This window comes from Sulfurimonas sp. NW7 (genome assembly GCF_051132265.1).
GTDB lineage: Bacteria > Campylobacterota > Campylobacteria > Campylobacterales > Sulfurimonadaceae > Sulfurimonas > Sulfurimonas hydrogeniphila.
Genome location: NZ_CP093235.1, coordinates 12,929 through 35,452, shown reverse-complemented (window position 1 = coordinate 35,452; position 22,524 = coordinate 12,929). Strand labels below are relative to the sequence as shown.

Sequence of the window (22,524 nt, the reverse complement as noted above, 5' to 3'; positions counted from 1 at the left end):
AAAGCCCTGAAAACAGAGTGCTGTACTAAAAGCTTACTGTTTTAAACCAATAAGTGTTTGCAGAAGCTGGTCAGAGGTCGTAATAGTTTTTCCGTTTGCCTGGAAACCACGCTGAATAATAATGAGCTGTGTCAATGCACGAGAAAGATCCACATTAGAAGCTTCCAGGGCAGAACTTTGGATAAATCCACGTCCGGCAGTCGCAGCAGTTCCTATGATAGGGTCTCCTGAGTTGGCTGTCTGGTTATAAACATTTCCGCCTTCTGTAGCCAATCCTTCGTTATTTGTAAATTTCGCCATAGCAATTTGTGCCAAACCAAAAGAACGTCCGTTTGAAAATGAACCAATCAGAGTACCGCTTTGATCAATTCTGATTCCAATCAAATCCCCTCCTGTAAAACCGTCTTGGGAAATCCCGGAAGTAGCACTTTTACTGTCAAATGATGTCATCCCGTCAAAGTTGTTAGGCGTACCAAAAGAAAGATTAACAGTCTGATTTGGAGCAGAACCGTTGTTTCCGGTAAAGGAAACACTTGTCGGATCATAGGTACTCAGAGAGCCGTCTGTATTGAATGTTATCGAACCATTGACCTGGTTTGTAGGGGCTGCTGTACTGATTGTTGCAGGTTCAGGAACGGTAATCCTCATATCCCATTTACTTGCAGAAACCTTTCTAAATTCAGTTCGAAGCGTATGTTTAGTACCCAGTGAATCAAATATATCTATAGAACTTGAATGCGTAGCGGCATTAAAATCCTGAGAAAAAGCAACGGCTCCTGTAACATTTGGCAAACTGCCTTCTAGGGCACTCATTGTTGTCAAAAAGCGTGTATTTTCAGTCACCCCACCAGCTAACAGTGGTTCTACTATAATATTTAAAGCAGCACCACCGGCAGCTGAGTTGTCAATTTTTATTTTCCCCTGTTCATCTACAACAACTGTTGCAGTAGATGACACAAGATTCACATCTGCTTTTATCTTGTCTCTAAGGTCTTTTAATGTCTGAAAGTCTCCTGTACCGTCTGACTGATACTCATATGTCTGTACAGTTCCATTACCATAGTCAATTGTTATACCCTGTCCGTCCTGCAAAGAAAAAGCCTCTCCGTTACTGTTAAACATAGAACCGACATCACCGGAATTTACACCAGCGGTATTACCGTTATAATCGCTCACAACTCCGGCATCATCAATTTGATAAGCACGAGAGTAACTCTCAACCAAAGGTCCCGAATTGAGATTTGCTTTTAAAACAACTTCTGAAGTTGGACTTGCAGGAGTTGTCAATCCTGGCGGAATATTGATATTTTCAATCGGTGCAGTAGAATCCACTTTTCCGGTAACCGGATCACGCAGCCATCCCTGTGTTATAAAGCCGTTATTGTCAACAAAGTTTCCGCCTGCATCAAACTTAAAATCACCTGCACGTGTATATTTATATGTGTTCCCCCCATCAGGCGATATAATGAAAAACCCATCTCCCTGAATCGCGACATCCGTATTTTTATCGGAGTTTTGGATAGATCCCTGTGAAAAAATACGCGTCATGGAGCTGACCGTTGAACCAAGCCCCACCTGTACAGGATTTTTTCCGCCGAGCTGTCCCTGAGGAGCAGTAGCAATTGCCTTTGTTTGTGCCAAAAGATCTGAGAAATTTGCTCTGGAGTATTTAAAACCAATTGTATTGACATTGGCAATATTGTTTGATTCTACATCCATCGCAACCTGATGGGACTGCAGTCCGGATACCCCGGAGAAAAGTGATTTTAACATATTAAATCCTTTGAAAACTATCGCAAAAAGATAGTGTTAGTATGATTTTTAAAGCATAAAGTGTTCCAGTTTTATACTTTATGCATCCATATTGAGTGCTTTTTGCATCATTTGATCCGCTGTAGTAATTGATTTTGAGTTGGCATCATAGGCACGCTGCAGAATGATCAGTTCGGTAAGTCCGGCACTCATTGCAACATTGGAGCCTTCCAATCTAAAATTTGTAATTTCTGTTCCAATTATATTTTGCCCGTTGGTATCTTGAAAAAAAATTGGTTCACCACTGTTGGAACTTACTCCAAATCGAGTACCGGTAATCCTTTCCAAGCCCTGATCATTGACAAAATGGTATACGGCTATGCGTCCGACACTACTCTGTCTTCCATTTGTAAACGTTGCAATTACCTCACCGTTTTTATTGATTGCATATCCCTCAAGTTCTCCCCCTATTGTTCCATCGGCTACAGAAGAGCCAGGTACTACAGGTATGTCGATTGAAACAACCCCATCATATGCTGTACCAAGATCAATGGTGACAGGTGTGCCATTATTATCTATAGTTGTTAATGTCGATGAGACAAGAGCACCTGTTTCATCAAATGCAACTGTTCCGGTTTGCGTATCATAAATTATTTGCCCATCAAGTGATTTTGTTGTTGCTGTAACATCCCATTGTGTTCCCGGCGGGGTTTGCACTGCTGATTTGGTAAATTCTAAACGCAACTCATTACGATTATTTTGAGGGTCAATAACACTTGCACCCATTGTAACCACTTCTGAACCTTCTGCACCCACACCTACATTTCCTAAGAATTTCACTTGTGTTGTTGGTTCAGGAGGGTATGTGAGGGTTTTTGGAAAACGTAGTTTTTCCTGCTCATTTACACCACCTAACGGAACTTCACTAAGTGTTTGTGTAAGTATGTTATCTTCACTGATATTATTTCCAATTGTTCCAAGAACATAGTATCCATCAGTAGTGACAAGATCACTGTTTGCATCAAAAGTAAAGTCTCCCGCTCTGGTATAGAGTGGTGCACCGCCTTGCTCAATTCCAAACCAGCCATCACCCAAAATAGCCAAATCTGTACTTCTGTCAGAAAGTGACAAAGTTCCCTGTGCCAGGGAGAGAGAAGTTGACTGCATCTGCACACCAGTACCTATACTGTTGTTCAAGGCAAGATTATTTGATGCGCTGGCTAAGCTGTCTTCAAAAAGTGTTGAATATTCAGCATTATATGCACGAAATCCGACAGTAGAAATATTTGCAAGATTATCTGAAACAACATCAATACCACCAGAAGATGTTTTTAAGCCGGATATTCCCGTATAAAATGCTTGCGTCATCATAGCAAATCCTTCTTTTAGTAAACTTCTTTTATGTTGTCTAACGGCACATAATTTGAACCGACTTTGACAAGTGTATTTCCGTTGTCAAATCGTACAGACTCTATAGGATAAGCTCCCAAGCGTGTTTGTTGTGTATCACCATTTGCATCTACATACTGTGCATTTACATGATAAATGGCACTCTCAGCCTGATTGCCCGAAGTGTCTGTACCATCCCATGTAAACTGATACACACCTGAAGGATTTGTTCCTACATCCAAAGTCTGTACAGTATTTCCGTCTGCATCTGTAATAGAAACCGTACCCTGTTCGACTGCATTTGGAAAATAAACTTCAAAGGTTGTATCTGTCCCCTTGTCGTGAGCAATAGCATCACTGCCAAGATCGGCAGTTTTTCCTATCGCTGCGATAGTCGAAAACTGTTGCGAACTTCCCAAAGAAGCTGTCAATTTTTCCAAGGCTGCATTTGTATTGTCCGCCGATTCAAGACTGGCCAATTGGGAAGTCTGTGTCAATATTGTTTCTGTGTCGGTTGGTGAAGTGGGATCCTGATATTGAAGCTGTACCAAAAGCAGCTTCATGAAATCATCTTTCCCGAGTGTTCCTTTTGGATTGTCAGACGATGTAGTTGCGGAGAGTGCCGAATTATTTGCTGTTGTATCTATTGTCATAATATGTCCTTTATGCGTAGTATGGAACTACAATTTCCAATGAGCTTAAAACTTCTTCATTGCTCTGCAGCGTTTCAAAATAGTTGTACTCGTCATCAGCCTTTTGCTGGTTTTGTCTCTGCTGTTCCTGCTGTCCGGCTTGAGAGTTTTCGCTTTGAGCATTACTGTTAAAATTTAAAGAAGCATTTTGTATTCCATTATTTTGTAACTGCACTTTTAAGTCCTGCGCATTCACAGCCAGAGTATTGATGGCAGTATTGTTTGAACTGATATTTATATGAAGATTTTTTCCGCGTTGTACTATTGTCAGGTCAACCTCACCCAGTCTTTGTGGATTTAGCTGAACTTTGATACGTGTAAATGGTGACTTATACTCTTCAATTGCAGATTTTACATCATGAGAGAGATATTTTACCATCTGTTTTGCTTCATTGAGTTTTACCTCAAAACTGTCTGCCTTTGCAATATTCAATCCATCTGTCTTTGCCTGTACAGCGCCGTCTTCACTCTTGTCATTTTGCAAAAGAGACGCTAATGATTTTTCTGTCTCTCTTGAAGTATGCGGTGCTACCATCACCTTTGCTGTTGCCACTGAAAAATCTGCTGTAAGACCTGATTCATTCTTTGTGATTTTTTCTCCACGCAGAAGAAGCTTCAATGTGTCATCAGCTTTTTGTTTTGGAGTTTTGTCTATTGTCAGTGTATTTACTTTTGTATCTACAATTTGCTGTGTCGTAATTTCAGTAACGCTGCTCTGCGCTTTAAACAAGGGGGTCTGTTTCTGCTCTTGTTTAACCTGCTGTGTATTTTTAACACTCTCTTTTTTTACCAGTTCCAAACTTTCGTCTGCCACCCCTGTCTCTTGAACTTTTGCAACATCTGCTTTTGTTTTTTTTACTTTGACACGAACCGGTATCTCTTCATTTGAAACGTCTGCTTCTTCTTTTGCTTCTTGTTTTATCTGGGAAAAAGAAGTTTGTTCTGACTTTTGTACTGCTTCTTGTTTTATCTGCAAAGGAGGGGATTTTTGTTCTGCTATTGTTTTTGCATTCGTCTGTGCAAAGTCTTTTACTTCTTCCAATGTGATTTTTGAAAGTTCAATCCCTGTTTTCTTTGCAAGCTGTACAAGACCGTTCAGTGTTTTTGGCAAGGCATCAATCTCGGCTTTCTTGTACCCTTCACTCTGCACAATTTTGTTTTTCAGAAACTCTTTTGCCTCTTTTATCAAAACCTTCACATCCTCTTGTGACATTTTGGCTGTTATTTGCGAAGCAAGTTCGGAACTTTCTACTTCTGTGGCAGATCCAACAGAAACTTTTTCATCATTTAATGCAAGAATCAATGAACCGTTTTGCATAATTTTACTGTTTGATTCTTTTGTTCCTTTAAGCAAGGATGCAAAAGAGATCGTTGGCTCTTCCTCTTCCGGAAGTGCTGTATTTAAAGGAGATAAGGAAGAAATCTCTTTTTTTATATCTACTGAAATCACACTTTGCTCCTCTGCTTTTCAAAAGAATTTTAAAATACAAAGCATTTAGTGTTCCATTAAGTTAAGCAGATTTTTCGGAACGCGGACTTCAGTCCGGGCTGAGAGTGGCAAGACTATTGCAACAGCAGACACTGCAGAAAAAAATTTAGTTTTTTCCAAGTCACGCTTTAGCGTTAGAAAGTACCGGTTCCGAGAAAGCATTAATATTTTTAAAGAAGTGTCGATATTAAAAATATGAAAATTATATTTTTTATACTTTTGCCGTTATTGGTGATTGCAGAGACCATATATGCCACAAAAGTTTCCAAGTCAAATATTGAAGCGATGCACAACCCAAAAATAAAATGCAGATGGGTGTGCGATAAAAAAATATACAAAGAGCAAAAAATATCCGAAGCAATCTCTTTTTACAAAAACTCCAAATATTATAAATTTACAAAAAAAGGCTTCTAAGTACCTACTTAATAGTCTCTTGTAATCCTGTCCAGACAGTGCAACTCTTTTTTAAAAAATCTACTGACACTGTTTTGCATATTTTCAAGAATATCTTTTGTTGTTTCACCGTCCACGGGATAGCTCAGTAAAAAAGAGTCCAGATACTTTGCAAAAAACTCATCAAACATCTTTTTGACAATCTCAGCTCCGTATTTGTCAGTGTAAGGAAGGACAAAAAAATAATCCGCGCCGTCATTTGCTATCGAATCTGATGAACGCAGTATTTCCGTTAAAGAAGCATCCACCACACTCTGCTCAATCCCCGAAAAATCGCAGTAGAGCAGAGTAAAACTCTCAGCACGGTTTTCATCCAGTCTGTCCGATATACCAATATTTAAATCCAGTAAATTTTTAAAATTGTCAAATGAGAAATGTACGCCTGCCATCTTGGGTTCCTTCTGTTTTCTTTAGTATAACAAAAAATCTTTAATCCGACTCAATCATTCGGTGTGACCAGTTCCCCTCTTTTGAGTTTTGCAATTTTCCCCCGGAATTTCCGGATATAAAAAGCTTTCTCTTCAAAACTGATATTTGAAGCAATATTGACCTTTTTCAACTCTCTTTCATAGTATCTTGTCAAAAAAGTAATCAGTTCCGCATTCAAAGCCTCTTCATCTTGAAGCGGTGTGATAGTCTCATCTACCCGAATAGCCATTATCTCGGGAGTATCTTGTTTTCCCTGCAGGACCAGTGAAAATTCATAAGAGTGAAACTGCAAAAAACTCGGGTCAATCACATCCAAAATCTGTTCAATATACTCAGGTTTGTCCAAAATAGTTTTAATCAAAGAGAGCTCCCACATATCTCTGTGAGAGTCTTTTCTAATATTATTAGTATCCATACTATTTGTATTAGAAACTTTAATTAAAGAAGGTTTAATAACAAAACCACCTAATTTTGCTGCCAAAATTGGTTTATAGGCTTCTTGCAAACTTGGAGACAAAGTTTTCAAATATCCAACACAATCTTCTCTACATGCTTCTCTTTCTTTTGGGTCTTTGAGATTATACAGAGAAAGAATTTCATCAAGGACAAACTCTATAAAAGGTTTTGCTTTGCGAAACATACTGCTCAACTCTTCAACGCGCCCCTCTTTGACCATATCGGCAGGGTCAAGTCCTCCGTCAAACACCACAACACCGCCGTTAAAACCAGAAGCACTTAAAAGTTTTGAAGCCTTGAGGGCTGCTGCACGCCCTGCTTTGTCTCCGTCATATGCCATGACAATACGAGGAGAACCTTTTCGAAGCAGCGGCAGATGTTCATGTGTCAACGCCGTTCCCAGCGTTGCCACAGCATTGTCAAATCCGGCCTGATGCAGCATTATAACATCGAGATAACCCTCCGTGATAATGATTTCGCCTTTTTTATGCAGGCTTTGTTTTGCCAGATGATAGGCATACAAAAGACGTGATTTGTTAAAAAAGGCTGTCTCGGGAGAGTTGACATATTTTGCCTGATGTCCGGTTATGGTTCTGCCGCCAAAGCCGACAATACTGCCGTTGGCGGAGAAAATCGGAAAGGTTATTCGCTCTATAAAACGGGCATAGGTATGGTTGCGTTCCTGATTGTAACCGACAACACCCATATCTACTGCTTCTTTGATACTGAACTGCTGTGAGCGGATAAAGTTCAGCGTTGCATTCGAATCAGGTGCATAACCGATACCAAATTTTTCTATACTGTTTTCATAAATGCCCCGCTCTTGAAGATACGAAAAGGCTGTTTGGTTTTTCGTTAAAAGTGATTGATACCACTCATTGAGCTTCTCCATAACCTGTGAACGTGGTTTGTTATGTTTGTTATCGGTGTAAGCAAGTGTAAAGTTATAGGAATCCGCCAGTTTTTCCAAAGCTTCGGGATAGTTCAGCTTTTCATACTCCATCACAAACTTCACTGCATCCCCGCCGGCTCCACATCCAAAACAGTGAAAGATCTGTTTTTGCGGACTCACTACAAAAGAGGGGGATTTTTCCTCATGAAAAGGGCAAGGTGCTTTAAAATTACCTCCTGCTTTTTTCAGTTCTATATAGCTGCCGACAACATCAACAATATCAAGTCTGGCTTTGAGGGCTTCTATGGAATCTTGGGAAATCATAAAGAAATTATACTATGATATTTTTAAGATTAAGCGTGAAAACTGTCCCCTTGCCGACTTCGCTTTGTACAGAAACAGCAATATCTAATTCTTCGCACAGTTTTTTAACGATATGCAGTCCTATGCCTATACCTCTCTTCTGCTCTTTGTAAAATCTCTCAAAGACACGCTTGGGATTTTGTATGCCTTTGCCTGTATCTTCAATGCTTAAAATATTATCGCTAAATCGGACAAAAACCTTTCCCTCTTTTTGATTGTATTTGGCAGCATTTGAGATCAGATTATCTATGATTCTCGCAAAAGAATCTTTGTTTACATGTAACACAACAGCCGGAATTTCTGTATGAAAGCTGATATCTCTGTAATTACTTTCTATAAGATTTATACGCTCTTTCAAAAATTCTTTTAACACAAGCTGCTCTTTTTGCGTTACATGTGAATGCAGATAAGCTCGCAAATTTGCCTGCAGATTCAAAATATTCTGCACAGCATTTTCTATTCTCTCGATTTTAGTATTTTCTCCCGTTTCACTTTTGAGCATGGAAACATTGAGGCGCAAGGTAGACAAAGGCGTATTAAAATCATGTAAAATATCTTTTATAAACTCCTCGGTTACATGTAACGCCTTTCTTAACGGAGAGAGTGCATACAGAGCAAAGAAAAAAGACAATATTGCAATGACAAATACAACAATAAAAAAATTCCATAAAAGTTCTTTTTGCAGAGTGCGTACCTCCTGCATATACTTCTCTTTTGGAAGATAAATTTTCAGGGCATTTTTTGTAGAATTAGGAATGGAAAAATAAGCACTTAATTCGCTTTCATTTTTATACAGTCTGTAGAGTTCATACTCTTTTTTGGGGACAAAATCGTATTGAAACTCTTTACACTGCAGAGAAAAACTGCAAAGTCTCATTTTTGAAAAAACAGTCTCATCAAGGCTTTGCAGCTCTTTTTGATAGTTGAGCAGAAAAAGAGCCCCTGCCAAGAGTGTCTGTGATAAGAAGAAGAGAAAAAAACTCTTCAGCAGGGACTCTTTTTCAACTTTTTTCAAGCATATATCCTATTGCGCGAATATTTTTTATATCCAGACCTGTGATATGTTTAAATTTATTGAGTGCAACCCGTAAAGCCGCATCTGATGGGCTGACAAGACAGTCCATCAGAACAGTTTTGTCCAAAACCTTGCCGATATTATGCATAAACAGATCACAAAGGCACTCTTGCACTTCTCCCAAAGAGACTATTTTGCCATCTTTATAGAGCTCTTTTTTTTCTGCTGAATATCTCAGATTTTTATAAACAATGTCTTTGTTTGTCTGAGACAATTTGGCATTGACACGGATAAGCAACTCTTCCGGGAAAAAAGGCTTTTTGAGATAATCATCCGCACCAATGGAAAACGCCTTGGATATAGAATTCAAATCTATTAAAGCACTGATAAAAACTGCCGGCGTAGTATCATCGGCATTTCGCAGGCTCTCCAAAAGTTCCAGTCCGTTCATATCCGGAACATTAATATCAAAAACATACAAATCATACCTGTTCTCATAAGAAGCGTCAATAGCATCATTTCCGTTGTGTACCGTATCGACACTGTATCCGGCCCCTTCCAAGAGCTCTGCCAAAGTCAGGGCGAGGGGTACATCATCTTCAAGTAAAAGTATATGTTTTTGCATCATCTTTCTTTAAAAATAATAGCCCAGTTTTACGGAAGCGGCTTGGTCACTTGCACTGTCACTCAGTCCGTACGCATAAGAGAAGGTAGTGAACCAGTGCATGTTTATACTGTAGTATCCGTACGCCGAAACTGTTCTAATTTTTTCAACACCTGCATAAATACTGTCTGAAGTATTATATGCCCCGCTTAGGTACAGTTTGTTTGTAACGTAATACCCTAAACCGCCACTAAATGCATTTGTGTTTTGATAGGCAACCGTTCCTGCTATATCATCATCATTAATCATCGTGTAAATATAACCACCGAATATATTGACTTTTCCTAAAGCATAACTTGCATTCAGTGAAGCTGTATAGTCAGTGTTGTTGTTATTTAACGCTGTATCATATGTAGGCAGAAGAACGCCTGCTCCTACACGCAAAGAGAAAGATTTCAGTGGTTTAAACTGATACGATGCTCCTAAAAACGAGTCATTTAAACCATTTTCACTGTAGCCGTCTCCATTGGTAGTATAATAGGATGTAGACGCCTGAAGTGAAAAGTTTTTATAGTAATAGTCAATTTGAAGGGAACTGGAATAGGTATCTGTCTGATTTAAAGAGGCATAATTGGATCCGGCATAATTTGCACCGATTATAATATCAAAATGATGGGAGGAGACAAGGCTTTTTTTAGTACACCCGTTTATATCAACCAAATCGGTCAAAGGGGTATTGGGACATTTGTCTCTACTGTCATCCACACCGTCCATATCTGAATCAGAGTAGGCAAAAAGGCTGACAGAGAACATGCCCAGCATCATTAATATAAACATTTTTTTCATAAATATCTCCTTATTAATCAATCACCTCGTTAAGCTCTGGAGATGATTGATTGTTTAATTTTTTATCTGCGTCGCATCATTCCAGCATTCATGCTTGGAATATTAGTGGTACTTGTTATTCCACTCGTTTCAACAGTTTGCATATACTGACTGCCAGCCTGCTGCTGTATCATATTTTGTACCTGGCTCATATTTTCATTTGTCTGCAGTTGCATCTCCTGCACATGATCCTGAGCTCTTGTTTGTGTCATATCTCTTGCCATGCTTGCAGTTTCTGTACCAGCTTCTGCCTGCATTTTACTCTGCATTTCTTGTATTGCAGCCATTCTCTCTTCCTGATTCATCTGCATCAGTCTTTGTTTAAACTCATTCATCAATTCCACTCTATCTTGTTCCGGTGCACTTTGAATAGCTTCTATCTGTGCATCAATATTCACCGTAGTATCTGTCGTAGTATCTGTTGAAACAGTTTCTTCTGTTGGAGCAGTGCTCACTGTTGTGTCTGTAGTGACAACATCCTCTGCCGAAGCTATGCTTAAAAGACCAAGCAAAGCAACTGATAATGTAATGTTAACTAATTTCATCTGAAATCCTTTGTGTTTAATTTTCAAACCCGGGAATTCTTTGATTCCCTTGTTTTGATGTTGGTATTATCACACAACATAGTTAGCAAAGTGTTAGCACTTCACTAATTTTTCTTTTTATCATAAAAAAGCAGATATGTTGATGGCAATATCAGTAAAGTAAGCAGTGTCGAGCTTATAATCCCTCCTGTTATAACCACCGCCAAAGGGTACTGTATCTCACTCCCTACACCTGTCGCATAAAGAAGCGGCAGAATTCCGAAAAGTGTTGTAAAAGCTGTCATCAGTACCGGTCGCAGACGCAGCAGTGTTGCATCTTTTAAAAGTATCTTCAAATCCACATCAGGATATTTGGTTCGCAGTTCATCTATAAAACTCACCAATACAATACCGTTGAGTATCGCGATGGCAAAAATAGCCAAAAAGCCCACTATCGCCGAAACAGACAAATATATACCGCCGACAAGCAGAGCAATGATACCGCCGATAAACCCAAAAGGAACATTCAGCAAAATAATCATCGACTTTTTCAGAGAATTAAATGCCGTATAAAGCAGTAAAATAACCAAAAGAAGTGTTACGGGAATAATAATAATCAGCTTTTGTGTCGCTTCTTTCATATTTTTAAAGTCACCCGCCCAGCCTATATAGTATCCTGCGGGCATTTTCACTTTTTCTTTTATCAGTTTGTCCGCTTCTTTTACAAAAGAGGCGGTATCTCGTCCTTCTACATCCATTGAGACGACCATATAACGGCTCAGGTTCTCTCTTTTGATAAAAGAGGCGCCTTGGACTATTTCAATGGCACAGACATCTTTGAGCCTAACAATATTTCCGTTTTGTGAACGGAGTGTTACATTTTTTATAGATGCAATATCTTCTTTTGCGCCTTTTATCTTGGCAACAATGGCAAATCTTTTAATCCCCTCTATTTTCTGGGTGACACCCTCTTCTCCTATACCGTTACGAATAACCTGCATCACATCTTCTACACTTATACCGTACCGTGCAAGAGCGAGATAGTCCGGAGTTATTTTAATCTGTGCCTGACCAAGCTGTGATTCTACTTCCATTCGCTCCAGTCCGTCCACGCCTTTAATGGTGTTTTGAATATCTTTGGCAATTCTGTCAAGCTCTTTTTGATTCTCTCCGTAAATTTTAATAGCCAGTTCTGCTTTTACGCCTTCAAGTAATTCTTCTATACGCATTGCAATAGGCTGCGTAGGAATAAACTGTACAAAAGCAAAATGATGTTCCAAATCTTCACTCATCTTTTTCGTCAAAGCAGGCAAATTTTCAATATTGGGTTTGAGCGTCAAAAGCACTTCCATGTAGTTTGCCTGCGCCGTTTCTCCTTTTTCGCTTCGTCCTATCATTGTCAGCACAGACTCTACATCTTTGGGGTAATGTTTTCGTATATACTTTTCTATATCTTCAGAAACTTCTATGGACTGGGTAAGCGCTGTTCCCGGAATTGCAATAACCCTGTACATAATAGACTCTTCATTGAGTGTTGGCAAAAATTCCCGTCCCTGCTGAGAAAGCATATAGGCAAGAACAATAAACACAACAGTGACAATTGCCAATATCTTTTTTGCATTTTCCAGTGCAAACAGCAGTACAGGCGTATAGACTTTTTTAATAGCTCTCATCACGATATTTTCAGGAGAGTTTGTCGGTTTTAAAAGCATCAAAATAAGTACCGGAACCAGTACAAGTGCTACAAGCAGCGAGCCGAGCATGACAAACACAATATTGAGTGCCATCGGCGTATAGAGTTTTCCGGCTAAACCGTCAAGTGAGAGCAGAGGAATAAAGACCGCCGCAATGATTAAAACAGCAAAAGTCACAGGGGTTGCCACCTCTTTTGCCGCCTCGGTGACTACTTGCAATTTGGGCTCATAAGGATTGTCATGCAGTTTTCTAAAACTGTTCTCTACAATTACAATGGTTCCGTCAACTATCATACCTACCGCAATTGCCAGACCACTCAAACTCATAAGATTGGCTGAAAGATTGTAATAATCCATCAGCAAAAACGCACTCAATAAAGACAGGGGCAAAGAGAGGATAACAATAAAAGCGCTGCGCAGTTCAAACAGAAATAAAAACAGTACAATGGCAACCAAAACTACACCACTTAAAAGTGCCGAGGTCATTGTATTTACCGCTTTGTGTGTAATGTCTGTTCTGTCATACAGAGTAGTAATTTTCACACCCTCCGGCAGAGCACTGTTGACTGTCTTGATCTTTTCTTTTAAACGTTCGACGACCTTTGCCGCATTGGTAGCTGTCCGTTGCAGCACCATTCCCATAACAGCTTCATTCCCGTCTATCGTCACGGCTCCAAATCTTGGGCTCACACCAGGCATTACACTGGCAACATCACCAATGGTAATAGCCTGCCCCTGACTGGGTTTTATGACACTGTTTCTTATATCATCAAGCGTTTTATACAAACCTGCTCCGCGAATCAGATACTGTTCCCGGTTAAACTCCAAATACTGCCCGCCTGCTGCCTGATTTGATTTTTGCAGTGCCTCAATGATATCGCCATAGGTAATCCCAAAGTCCTGCAGTTTTTTTGTATCTATCAAAACATTATACTGTTTCTCATAACCGCCCCAGCCGATGACCTCTTCGACACCGCTGACACTTTTAAAAAGAGGGGTAACAATGTACTTTTGCATCTCTTTGAGTTCCTGCAGGGAGTATTTTCCTGTTGTATCTTCTACCTGATACCAGAAAACCTGTCCCAAACCGGTTGTATTTGGTCCCAAAACAGGTTTTCCCCAGCCTTTTGGAATATCCACACTTGCAAGTCGTTCTGAAACGAGTTGGCGTAAAAAATATATGTCCATATCGTCTTCAAAAAAGACAGAAACATAGGAGAGTCCAAAAATGGAGTTTGACATAATAAGTTTCACCCCTGCCATCCCCGAGACAACTGATTCTATAGGGTAGGTGATGAGCTTTTCTATGTCTTCGGCAGAATTTCCCGGACTCTCTGTATAAATGACAACCTGTTTCGGCGTAATATCAGGAAAGGCATCAATGGGAATATCCCGGTATGCCCTGTAACCAAAAGCAATAATTCCGAGAAAAAAGACAAGCACTAAAATTTTGTATTTGAGCGAAAGCTCTATAAGTTTATCTAACATACCAGCCCCTAATCCCCATCGCCAAGAGATGATTTGAGCAATGCCGATTTCACATAATAACTCTCACCGCTCACATAGGTTTCTCCCAACTCCAAACCTTTTACCCCGACATATTCATCATCTTCTGCAACTATTGCCACAACCTGCGGCACATATTCCGGAGACTCTTCCTTGCTGGGAACAAAAACCACCCATTCGTTGTTAAAAAAAGAAAGTGCCGATTTTTTCACAGCAACATAGCTTTTTGCATCAGCAAAATATATTGTTGCCTTTACATAGACATCAATAAAAAGATCATCCACTTTTTGATCCACGCTTGAAAGAACCACGACTCTTTGTGTTGTTTCATCCACCTTGGGCATTATTTGCGTGGCATGTGTAATAATCTCTTCTCCTGCATAGTCAACCACTACTGTATCCCCAATACGCGCTTTGGTCGCATATTCAAGAGGCAGATAGGATTTCACATAATAGGCTTGATTCTTTACTATTGAAACAATCGGTTCATTTGGGGATACAGAAGAGTGCAATGGTTTTAAAAGAGCTGAAACACGTCCGCAGCTGTGTGCATATAAAATAAAGTCAGCGGTTGCTTTTTTGAGATTTTTCACATCTATATTCAATGTTTCAAGTTGCGACTGCAAGGCTGTAAGATTGGCCGCAATTTCACTTGTCTTAATCGCTTCAGAGTTAAGACTCTGCATTGACGTCATTCCCTTTTTGTAAAGTTTTTCAACAGCTTCATAATTTTTTTGTGCTGACTTATACTGTTTCTTCAGTGCAATATAATCTGCGCTCATTTTTGAAACTTTAATAGACTTGATAAGAGCAATTTTATCCCCTTCACTTACATCCTGTGCGGGTTTGACAAAATATTTTTCCAAATGCCCGCCCACTAACGAGGTAATAGACTGCTGCGCGTTTGAAAGCTGTATGATCTTGGCATTGAGTGCTACCGATTTTTTAAAACTGTGCATTTGTGTCTTTGCCAGTGGAACTTCAGCAGCCAGTACAACAGCCCCGATTCCCAGCAACAGTGATAGTAATAACTTATTCATTATATTCTCCTACTTCATAGTTATACAGAACTATATTTCTGTTTATTTTATTTTCAAGTATTATCTTTTTTTCTTTTGTCTGTATCATTTGGTTCTTGATATTTTGCAGTTCCAAAAGGTTGATGTTTGCTATTTTGTAACCGTCTTCATACATTTTTAACAGCTCTTTTTGCGCATTGTAAAGATCCTGTGTAGAGCCTACAACAGCACGTAGAATATTTAACTCTTTTTTTAACCGCTCGATATTGCGCGAAAGCGCTGTTTTTTGATTCTGCAGCAGAAATTCACTCTGTTTTGCCTGTAATACGGCGATACGCTGCTCTTCTTTTTTTGTGTTAAACAGAGCAAGAGGAATATTCATACCGACTCTGGCAATGCTTTGGTCCGGTTCAGCTTCGTAGGCTGCATAAACGTTCATCCACTGAATTTTGTTTGCATTGAGTCTTGCTTTTGCATTTGCGGTATTTTGCTGTGTTTTGAGGTAGTACAGCTCTGCCGAACTGTTTTGTATCTCTTCTTTTTGCATTTTGTCTGAAAGCCTAAACACATAGTTGTCATCGAGTTCTTTCTCGTTTTGCAGACCCGCAAATGCCAACAGTTTATAATAACTTGCAAGCCGCATTGCTTTTTTCTCATTCAGCAGGTTTTTACTGCTTGTCAAATCCACTTTTGCCCGAAGATATTTCACTTTTGCGATTGTTCCCGCTTCATATCGCTCTCTTGAAATATTTGCAATATTTTTAGAAATTAAAAACTCCTCCCGGGCCAATCGGAGCAATGCAGACTCGGTTATATACTCAACATAAAGCAAAGAGAGCACTTTCACAAATTCTGCATGCTGAAGAGTCACCAGTCCTTTAGCCTCTGCCCTTGTTGCTGCTGCCAAATTTGTTCTGTCTTTGCCGACACCCCACAAACGGACAGGCTGCATCAGGGCAACCCTGTAGCCTGCTTCACTCTTTCCAAGATCAGGAGTAAACTTTGATGCCTCAAGGGAGAGTTTCGGGTTTTTATATCTCTGTATCACGTTTGACTGCTCATCCGCACGCTCTATCTCCAAAGCATTCGCTTTAAGATAGGGAGATGCCTGCAAAGCCTCATATAAAAATGTATCAAAATCCTGTGCGGACAGAACTGCACAAAATCCAAATACTGCAAATATGCTTTTTTTAAACATAGTTATCCTTTTGTTTGTTGTTAATTTATAAATATTAGATTAGAACTATGCGCTGATAGGAGGTTTTAGAAAGTTATCGTATGAGTTAAACTCATATATCTTGATATTTGAATAGGGTTTTTGAGAAAAATTTTCACGTGCAAAAGGGATATTTATTTCAGGAAGAATAAAAGCAATGTGAAAACAGTGGTGCAACTGACAAATGCAGTTATCCGCTGTCTCACTGTTATTGCTAAATTCATGGACATACTCACTCACCTGACACGGGTCTGTCTCAAGAACCTCTATTGCGTACGCATGGAGTATGTTAAAACTCATTGACAACAATAAAACAAATGTGAGCAGTCTCTTTTTCATAATCGTATTATACCCTAAGCACTGCAACAACTGCCGTCATTACACTCTTTATCCTTGAAAAAATATGGTTTTATTACATAGTACAGCACAAATCCCCAAAGAACAAGGCTTGCAATCCAGGCGATAAAACCGGCATCTTCATCCATATGCACAAGTTCTTTGACATTCACATCGCGAAAAAGATAGTCAAGTCCCAGTCCGAAAAGAAGGGAGCCGGCTATGATGGTCCCAAGATAGATATAAAGCGTTCTTGTTCCCAACATCTTTTTTACAACGCCTATTGTTACAGTATTTGTCGCAGGACCTGCACTTAAAAAAACAAAAGCCGCTCCGGGACTCACACCGGCTAACATCAAACCTGCGGCAATCGGCAAAGAAGCGGTTGCACATACATACATAGGCACGGCAATGGCTATCACTATGATATACGAGAGCCAGTTGTATTTTATAAGTATTTCACTCAGATTGTCAGGAACCGCCACAGTTATCAAAGCACCCAGAAGAAGACCTACAAGCAATGGTGACGCAATGTCTTTTAAAAGTGTTCCAAAAGCATAGGTAAAGGCATTTTTAACAATATTGTTTTTTTTCTCGCCACTGCTTGCCTGCGTGCTGCAACAGCTTGCATCATCAGATGTTTTTACTGCCGAGAAAGTCATTACCGAAGGCTGGTTTGTCGGAGCCTTCATACTAAATACTGCGGCAGGTTTTTGCTCTTTTTTGTTCTCCTTTTCAGGGTAAAAATTGGATAAAATTCCGGCAATAACAGAAATAATCATCGAAGTCACAACCCTGTAAATAGTAAAAGCCCAGCCAAACATTCCATAAGTTGCAAGTATGGAATCAACTCCCGTAATCGGTGTAGAGATCAAAAAAGAGAGTGTGGCACCGTTACTTGCACCGCTTTTTTTGATACCCGCTGCCAAAGGAATTACCCCGCAAGAACATACAGGAAGAGGAATACCGAAAACTGTCGCTTTGATTACCGACATAACAGAATCTTTTCCAAGATGGTTTTTTACAATACTCTCAGGAACAAGTTCGTGCAAAAACCCGGCAAAAACAAGTCCGAACAAAATATAAGGGGCCATGGCGTTGCTTAAATCAACCAGAGCAGAGAAAAAAAGCATAACAGTTTCCATCATAAACCTAATGTGTTTGGATTTTTACGGCGCCGCATTTTCCTGCGCCGTATTTCATATTTTTGTTTTTCATTTCACACATTTTACCACCCATAGATTTGCCCCATGACTCTTTAAAATTATCATACAGCCAGGAAGCAACAGCCGCTCTCTCTTCTTTGCTTAGCGTTTTTCCTATCGGAGGCATTGTGCCAAAACGTTTATATGCCATCGGCATACAGAAACCTTTCTTTTTTGAAGGGTTTTGTATATAATCTGCTACAAAAGCAATAAAATCTTCACGGGTTTTGAGCATCATTTTCAAACGTTTTGATACCATAGGCATCGGCGGCGCTTTCATTTTGCTTTTTTGCATTTTACGCATCATTTTTTCACGCATTGCCATTTTTTCTTCCTGTGTGGCATTTTGCATTTTCTGACGCATTTCCTGCATCTGTGTCTGATCCATCATCCCTTTCATAGCATGACATGAGGCACATTTTGCTTTGTATATATTTTCTCCCGAATTTGCTCCAAGAGAAACAAATCCTAAAATTAAAACTAATAATAATTTTTTCATAACTAAAATTCCTTTTTATGATATAATTCATATAACGATATTGTTATATAATAAAACTTCGAAAGAGATTAGATGGAAAAATTAGTTCAGCTTGCAAAAATACTGTCAGACAGTAACAGAGTAAAAATAATAGCACTGCTTTACAGAGAAAAAGCGCTCTGTGTATGTGAAATCTGTGACACCTTAGAGCTCTCACAGCCATTGGTTTCACGCCATCTGAAACAGATGCGCGAAGCCCAACTTGTACAAACAAAACAAAGCGGAAAGTGGATCATTTATTCTCTTGGCAAAAATAAAGTTCTGCACTGCTTTTTAGACACAATACAGGAAGACATAGCAACTTTACCAAAAATTATTTCATGTACCGCACGATAAAAAAACAATATCAACTTTGAAAGAAAAATTTATTATGCTATACTTCCATTTCAAATTTAAACAGAAAGTGGGTGATGTGATATGCCTGGTATTGTACTACGTCCGGATGACAACTTTGATGCTGCTTACAGACGTTTCAAAAAACAAGTTGACCGTAACTTAATCGTTACAGAAGCTCGTGCTCGCCGTTTCCATGAAACAGAGACTGAAAAACGTAAAAAGTTCAAAATTGCTTCTCGTAAGAAAATGCTTAAACGTCTTTATATGATGAGACGTTACGAATCACGCCTGTAAACGCTTCTCCTTTGGGAGAACGTTTCTTCTTCTCTTAATCCTTTAATTTATTTTTCCATACATTTCATTATGAAAATTAAGTGCATACCTGTCACTCATGCTTGCAATATAATCTGCAATAACCCTGTGTTTGCTTCTTATATCCAACTGCTTATAATAAAACTGCGGAAGCATTTTCTCTTCTTCCATCAGACCTTTATAAAGTCCTTTGACTGCCTGTTTCCCGGCATACATTTTTCGAACTATATTTTTATGCTGATACATCTTGACAAAAAGAAGTTTCTTCAGTTTTTTAATTTTTGTTTCAAGCTCTTTTTCAAAACCTATAGGTGTTTCTTCACAATGCGCAACTTTTTGCTTTGAGTATTCAAGGAGAGAATAGACCAGATGGTTTATAAGATGTGAACTGAATCTGTAGCGAAACATTTCATCATTCTCTTCTCCTACACCTTCCAAAGCAACCTTTTCAAGAATTTCACAGGCAAGTTCACTCTCTTTGAGATCCTCAAAAGTAAGCAGTCCGGAGTTTACCCCGTCATCTATGTCATGGCTCATATACGCAATTTCATCGGCACGGTCTACAACCATAGCCTCATAGGTAGGATGTTTGTTTAAATCAAACTGTTTGTCTATTATCTCTGGAAGAAAGGGCTTTTTGTAGGGATAAGAGTGCTTCAAAATTCCTTCAAGTGTTGCAAAAGTAAGATTGAGTCCGTCAAAATTTTTATACCGTTTTTCAAGTTTGGTCACAACCCGAAATGATTGAAAATTATGCTCAAATCCGTTAGAAAATCCGTCAGCCTTCAAGCACTCATCCAGAGTATCTCCCCCTACATGTCCAAAAGGCGTATGTCCGAGATCATGTGCAAGAGCAATTGATTCAGAGAGTGATTCATTAAGTTCAAGCTGTGATGCTATGGAACGTGCAATCTGAGATACTTCTATAGAGTGTGTTAAACGTGTGCGAAAAAAATCACCCTCGTGGTTTAGAAAAACCTGTGTTTTATACTCAAGTTTTCTAAATGACCCAGAGTGAATGATTCTGTCTCTGTCAATAAGGATTGCGAAAATCTTTTTCTATTTTATAAAATCGTTCATAAGGTTTCAATATTGTTCTTCTTAGGCTTTTTTAATAAATTCGGTTTTTAGATAGATTTTTGTTCCGTTGACCCGACCTTCAACATGGTCATCCATATCATGCGGCAATGCAATTCTTGTCACAGTTGTTCCGCGTTTTGCAGTAAATCCCGCACCCTTGACATCTAAATCTTTTAATATAACGATGGAGTCACCGGCCTTGAGTTCAACGCCGTTTGCATCTCGAAAAACTACCTTGTTTGCTTCTGCATTGATAGCCGCATCTGCAAGTTTTTTCTCTTCTTCTTCAAGATACATCATATCTGTCATATCCCCGCGACCAAGCCTGTTCCATAATATATACGAAAGTACTTTTACAGCCGGCACTTCACTCCACATAGCATCATTGAGACAGTTAAAATGTGTTTCATCAAGCTCATCATTTTCTATCTGCTCTTTACATGTAACACAAACATAAACGCTTTGTTCTTCACTGCCATCACTTACAGGCAGTTCTAAAAGAGTCACATCTTCACTGCTGGCACATAATTCACATACTTCACTTCTTGGCATATTTTATTCCTTCATTGTTTTTTTGGAATTATACTACTTTTCTTTATGAAACTCTAAATCTGAATCAGATACTTTTTTCTCATTCACAACTTTGTTAAATGCTTTATCTGCCTCTTTTTCACTATAGTCTCGGCACTCTTGCGGAATCGTGGCAGTGGGATCACCTTGAATTTTGTCACACATGGCCGCTGTTATAGTAATATTGGAACATCCTGTCAAAAAAAGTATTGTAAGCATTGAAATCTTAATCATAAAAAATCCTATTTTTTCTTGATAATCAAATCAAGATATTTTTTTGGAGTGACTTTCATCATCTCCTGAGCCAGCCAGCGTATTTGAAAATAGGCAGCACCGCTGTCGCGTAATGTAAGATAGTTTTTCAAACTTCTGAGATTAAATGTCACTACCATGTCAACTTTGACATTATCTGTAATGATGTGTTTAAAAGCATCGCCTACATTTCTCTTCTTTTTTCCGGTCTGCAGAGCATCATAAAGTTTTTGGGGCTTGCCTTGAAATTCTTTCAAAAGAGGAAGAGAACTTTTTGCAACAGCAAGTTCATAAAAATTGTCTACTTTTTTTGACTGAAAATCAAGCTTATCATACATTGCGCTGATTTCGAGTCTGTTATAGGCTTCATCGGCAGTGACAAACATATCAAAACCCAAAACCTTTTCTATAAAAAATTCTTTCTCTCCTGAGTGTTTTGCAGCAACAAAAGCATTGATAAGCGAGCTCATTGTATATCGTGTACTTCTTACACTGATTGCCTGTATGCGGTGTCTTGCATGTTCTTGTAAAACCCCTCTGCTTGTTGAGCGAATAAGATAACTCAAATTGGCATGTTCCAAAATAGAGTGGTGAAAATAGGTCCATGCCAAATCATCAAGCAGCTGTGACTCTTCTATATTGTTCAAAGATTCACACATTTTCGTATCAGGAAGCACCTTTTCAATTTCTTGAACAATCTCATTTTCACTGTTGCCAAAACTGTCATAACATGTGCGTGCAGCTGTTTCTGCCACGCCAATACCGGTATCTTGCAGCAAAACAACTTCTGGCTTCGTATACTTTATGCCATACATCTCTTCCATGATTATGCCCTCAATTAAATTACTACTATTCTACTATAAAAAGCTTTAAAAAGCTACTTGAGCACCCCGTCAAGTATCGGAACAAAATCACACTCTTCAAGCTCTTCTTCTTCAATATACTCCCCGTTTTTTATAAAACGGGTAATAACCTGTTTGTTTCCTTTTTGCAAAGGGGCAACAAGAATTCCCCCCTCAGCCAACTGTTCAAAAAGTTTTTTTGGAATCTCTTTCGCTGTTGCAGAAAAAAGAATTCTGTCATAAGGCGCATACTGAATCCAGCCGTTTTGTCCGTCATCTGTACGGGCATGGACATTATTTATACCAAGTTCTCGAAACCTTTTTTTTGCTTCAAGTATCAAAGATTCTATGCGCTCTATGGTAAAAACCCCGCGAAACAGATGGGAAAGAACGGCTGCCTGATATCCACTTCCGCAGCCTATCTCCAAAACCCTGTCTGCTCCACGCGGAAAAAGGTATTCCGTCATTTTTGCAACAGTCAAAGGAGAACTGATATACTGATTAGCCCCTATAGGCAAAGCATCGAGTTTATAGGCATTGTGTCTAAATCCTGCCGGCACAAAGGCTTCTCTGTTTGTAGCAGCAATCGCTTTTTTTACTTCTTCACTTAAAGGAAACTGTGTACTACACTCTTCTGCCAGACGGGCTGTTTTTGTCGCTGTTATTCTGTCCAAG

General features: G+C 39.2%; 23 protein-coding genes and 1 pseudogene. 3 read left to right on the top strand and 21 right to left on the bottom strand.

Features of this window, described 5'->3' with window-relative positions; genetic code table 11:
• Positions 1 to 33: 33 nt before the first annotated feature.
• From MLC35_RS00170 to MLC35_RS00155, 4 genes are all read right to left on the bottom strand, one after another.
• The gene (locus MLC35_RS00170) at positions 34 to 1,773 is read right to left on the bottom strand and encodes a flagellar hook-basal body complex protein (RefSeq protein ID WP_346389079.1); all 1,740 of its coding nucleotides are present in this window, start codon (positions 1,771 to 1,773) and stop codon (positions 34 to 36) included.
• Between the two features lie 78 nt (positions 1,774 to 1,851).
• A complete protein-coding gene (locus MLC35_RS00165) occupies positions 1,852 to 3,123 on the bottom strand; it encodes a flagellar hook protein FlgE (protein ID WP_434637157.1) in 1,272 nt (423 codons plus the stop codon).
• A gap of 14 nt (positions 3,124 to 3,137) precedes the next feature.
• Complete coding sequence (locus MLC35_RS00160; protein ID WP_434637155.1) at positions 3,138 to 3,794, bottom strand: FlgD immunoglobulin-like domain containing protein; 657 nt, start codon at positions 3,792 to 3,794, stop codon at positions 3,138 to 3,140.
• A gap of 10 nt (positions 3,795 to 3,804) precedes the next feature.
• A complete protein-coding gene (locus MLC35_RS00155) occupies positions 3,805 to 5,283 on the bottom strand; it encodes a flagellar hook-length control protein FliK (protein WP_434637153.1) in 1,479 nt (492 codons plus the stop codon).
• A 234-nt stretch (positions 5,284 to 5,517) separates the two neighbouring features.
• Between MLC35_RS00155 and MLC35_RS00150 the strand changes: the two genes are divergently transcribed.
• Positions 5,518 to 5,736 carry a hypothetical protein gene (locus MLC35_RS00150; RefSeq protein ID WP_151901433.1) on the top strand — a complete coding sequence of 73 codons (219 nt, stop codon included), beginning with the start codon at positions 5,518 to 5,520 and terminating at the stop codon, positions 5,734 to 5,736.
• 8 nt (positions 5,737 to 5,744) lie between these two features.
• On the opposite strand, the gene MLC35_RS00145 is transcribed toward MLC35_RS00150, so the two are convergent.
• The 12 genes from MLC35_RS00145 to MLC35_RS00090 all read right to left on the bottom strand — a co-directional run bounded on the left by MLC35_RS00145 (position 5,745) and on the right by MLC35_RS00090 (position 18,418).
• Entirely contained in the window at positions 5,745 to 6,164 is a 420-nt protein-coding gene (locus tag MLC35_RS00145; protein WP_151901434.1) for a hypothetical protein, read from the bottom strand.
• A 50-nt stretch (positions 6,165 to 6,214) separates the two neighbouring features.
• Positions 6,215 to 7,876: a DNA primase gene (gene dnaG, locus MLC35_RS00140; protein WP_434637151.1), complete on the bottom strand. Its 1,662-nt coding sequence runs from the start codon at positions 7,874 to 7,876 to the stop codon at positions 6,215 to 6,217.
• Between the two features lie 7 nt (positions 7,877 to 7,883).
• Complete coding sequence (locus MLC35_RS00135) at positions 7,884 to 8,930, bottom strand: sensor histidine kinase (protein ID WP_434637149.1); 1,047 nt, start codon at positions 8,928 to 8,930, stop codon at positions 7,884 to 7,886.
• On the bottom strand, positions 8,917 to 9,555 hold the full coding sequence (locus tag MLC35_RS00130) for a response regulator transcription factor (RefSeq protein ID WP_151901437.1): 639 nt from the start codon (positions 9,553 to 9,555) through the stop codon (positions 8,917 to 8,919). Before MLC35_RS00130 ends, MLC35_RS00135 begins: the two co-directional genes overlap by 14 nt.
• Positions 9,556 to 9,564: 9 nt before the next feature.
• Positions 9,565 to 10,380: a DUF3187 domain-containing protein gene (locus MLC35_RS00125; RefSeq protein WP_151901438.1), complete on the bottom strand. Its 816-nt coding sequence runs from the start codon at positions 10,378 to 10,380 to the stop codon at positions 9,565 to 9,567.
• Positions 10,381 to 10,442: 62 nt separating this feature from the next.
• Positions 10,443 to 10,964 carry a hypothetical protein gene (locus tag MLC35_RS00120; RefSeq protein WP_151901439.1) on the bottom strand — a complete coding sequence of 174 codons (522 nt, stop codon included), beginning with the start codon at positions 10,962 to 10,964 and terminating at the stop codon, positions 10,443 to 10,445.
• A gap of 104 nt (positions 10,965 to 11,068) precedes the next feature.
• A complete protein-coding gene (locus MLC35_RS00115; RefSeq protein ID WP_434637146.1) occupies positions 11,069 to 14,125 on the bottom strand; it encodes an efflux RND transporter permease subunit in 3,057 nt (1,018 codons plus the stop codon).
• A gap of 8 nt (positions 14,126 to 14,133) precedes the next feature.
• Positions 14,134 to 15,183, bottom strand: coding sequence for an efflux RND transporter periplasmic adaptor subunit (locus MLC35_RS00110; protein WP_151901441.1), 1,050 nt, complete (start codon positions 15,181 to 15,183; stop codon positions 14,134 to 14,136).
• Positions 15,176 to 16,360 carry a TolC family protein gene (locus MLC35_RS00105; RefSeq protein ID WP_434637143.1) on the bottom strand — a complete coding sequence of 395 codons (1,185 nt, stop codon included), beginning with the start codon at positions 16,358 to 16,360 and terminating at the stop codon, positions 15,176 to 15,178. The genes MLC35_RS00110 and MLC35_RS00105 overlap by 8 nt, the downstream gene beginning before the upstream one ends.
• Before the next feature lie 45 nt (positions 16,361 to 16,405).
• On the bottom strand, positions 16,406 to 16,717 hold the full coding sequence (locus MLC35_RS00100) for a hypothetical protein (protein ID WP_151901443.1): 312 nt from the start codon (positions 16,715 to 16,717) through the stop codon (positions 16,406 to 16,408).
• A gap of 14 nt (positions 16,718 to 16,731) precedes the next feature.
• Positions 16,732 to 17,859, bottom strand: a complete 1,128-nt coding sequence (locus MLC35_RS00095; RefSeq protein WP_434637140.1) for an SO_0444 family Cu/Zn efflux transporter — start codon at positions 17,857 to 17,859, stop codon at positions 16,732 to 16,734.
• Between the two features lie 7 nt (positions 17,860 to 17,866).
• A complete protein-coding gene (locus tag MLC35_RS00090; protein ID WP_151901444.1) occupies positions 17,867 to 18,418 on the bottom strand; it encodes a c-type cytochrome in 552 nt (183 codons plus the stop codon).
• 72 nt (positions 18,419 to 18,490) lie between these two features.
• On the opposite strand from MLC35_RS00090, the gene MLC35_RS00085 reads away from it, so the two are divergent.
• Together MLC35_RS00085 and rpsU are read left to right on the top strand one after the other, a co-directional pair.
• Positions 18,491 to 18,793 (top strand): ArsR/SmtB family transcription factor, encoded by a 303-nt coding sequence (locus tag MLC35_RS00085; protein WP_151901445.1) that lies wholly within the window; start codon positions 18,491 to 18,493, stop codon positions 18,791 to 18,793.
• An 81-nt stretch (positions 18,794 to 18,874) separates the two neighbouring features.
• Complete coding sequence (gene rpsU, locus MLC35_RS00080) at positions 18,875 to 19,087, top strand: 30S ribosomal protein S21 (RefSeq protein WP_151901446.1); 213 nt, start codon at positions 18,875 to 18,877, stop codon at positions 19,085 to 19,087.
• Positions 19,088 to 19,129: 42 nt separating this feature from the next.
• Here the strand turns inward: rpsU and MLC35_RS00075 are convergent.
• The 5 genes and pseudogenes from MLC35_RS00075 to MLC35_RS00055 form a co-directional block, all read right to left on the bottom strand.
• A pseudogene (locus tag MLC35_RS00075) lies at positions 19,130 to 20,195 on the bottom strand (deoxyguanosinetriphosphate triphosphohydrolase family protein).
• 11 nt (positions 20,196 to 20,206) lie between these two features.
• A complete protein-coding gene (locus tag MLC35_RS00070) occupies positions 20,207 to 20,737 on the bottom strand; it encodes a PhnA domain-containing protein (protein WP_151901448.1) in 531 nt (176 codons plus the stop codon).
• A gap of 33 nt (positions 20,738 to 20,770) precedes the next feature.
• Positions 20,771 to 20,989 (bottom strand): hypothetical protein, encoded by a 219-nt coding sequence (locus MLC35_RS00065; RefSeq protein WP_151901449.1) that lies wholly within the window; start codon positions 20,987 to 20,989, stop codon positions 20,771 to 20,773.
• Positions 20,990 to 20,997: 8 nt separating this feature from the next.
• A complete protein-coding gene (locus MLC35_RS00060) occupies positions 20,998 to 21,831 on the bottom strand; it encodes an FAD-dependent thymidylate synthase (protein ID WP_151901450.1) in 834 nt (277 codons plus the stop codon).
• A 53-nt stretch (positions 21,832 to 21,884) separates the two neighbouring features.
• The gene (locus MLC35_RS00055) at positions 21,885 to 22,523 is read right to left on the bottom strand and encodes a protein-L-isoaspartate(D-aspartate) O-methyltransferase (protein WP_151901451.1); all 639 of its coding nucleotides are present in this window, start codon (positions 22,521 to 22,523) and stop codon (positions 21,885 to 21,887) included.
• Position 22,524: the final 1 nt, after the last annotated feature.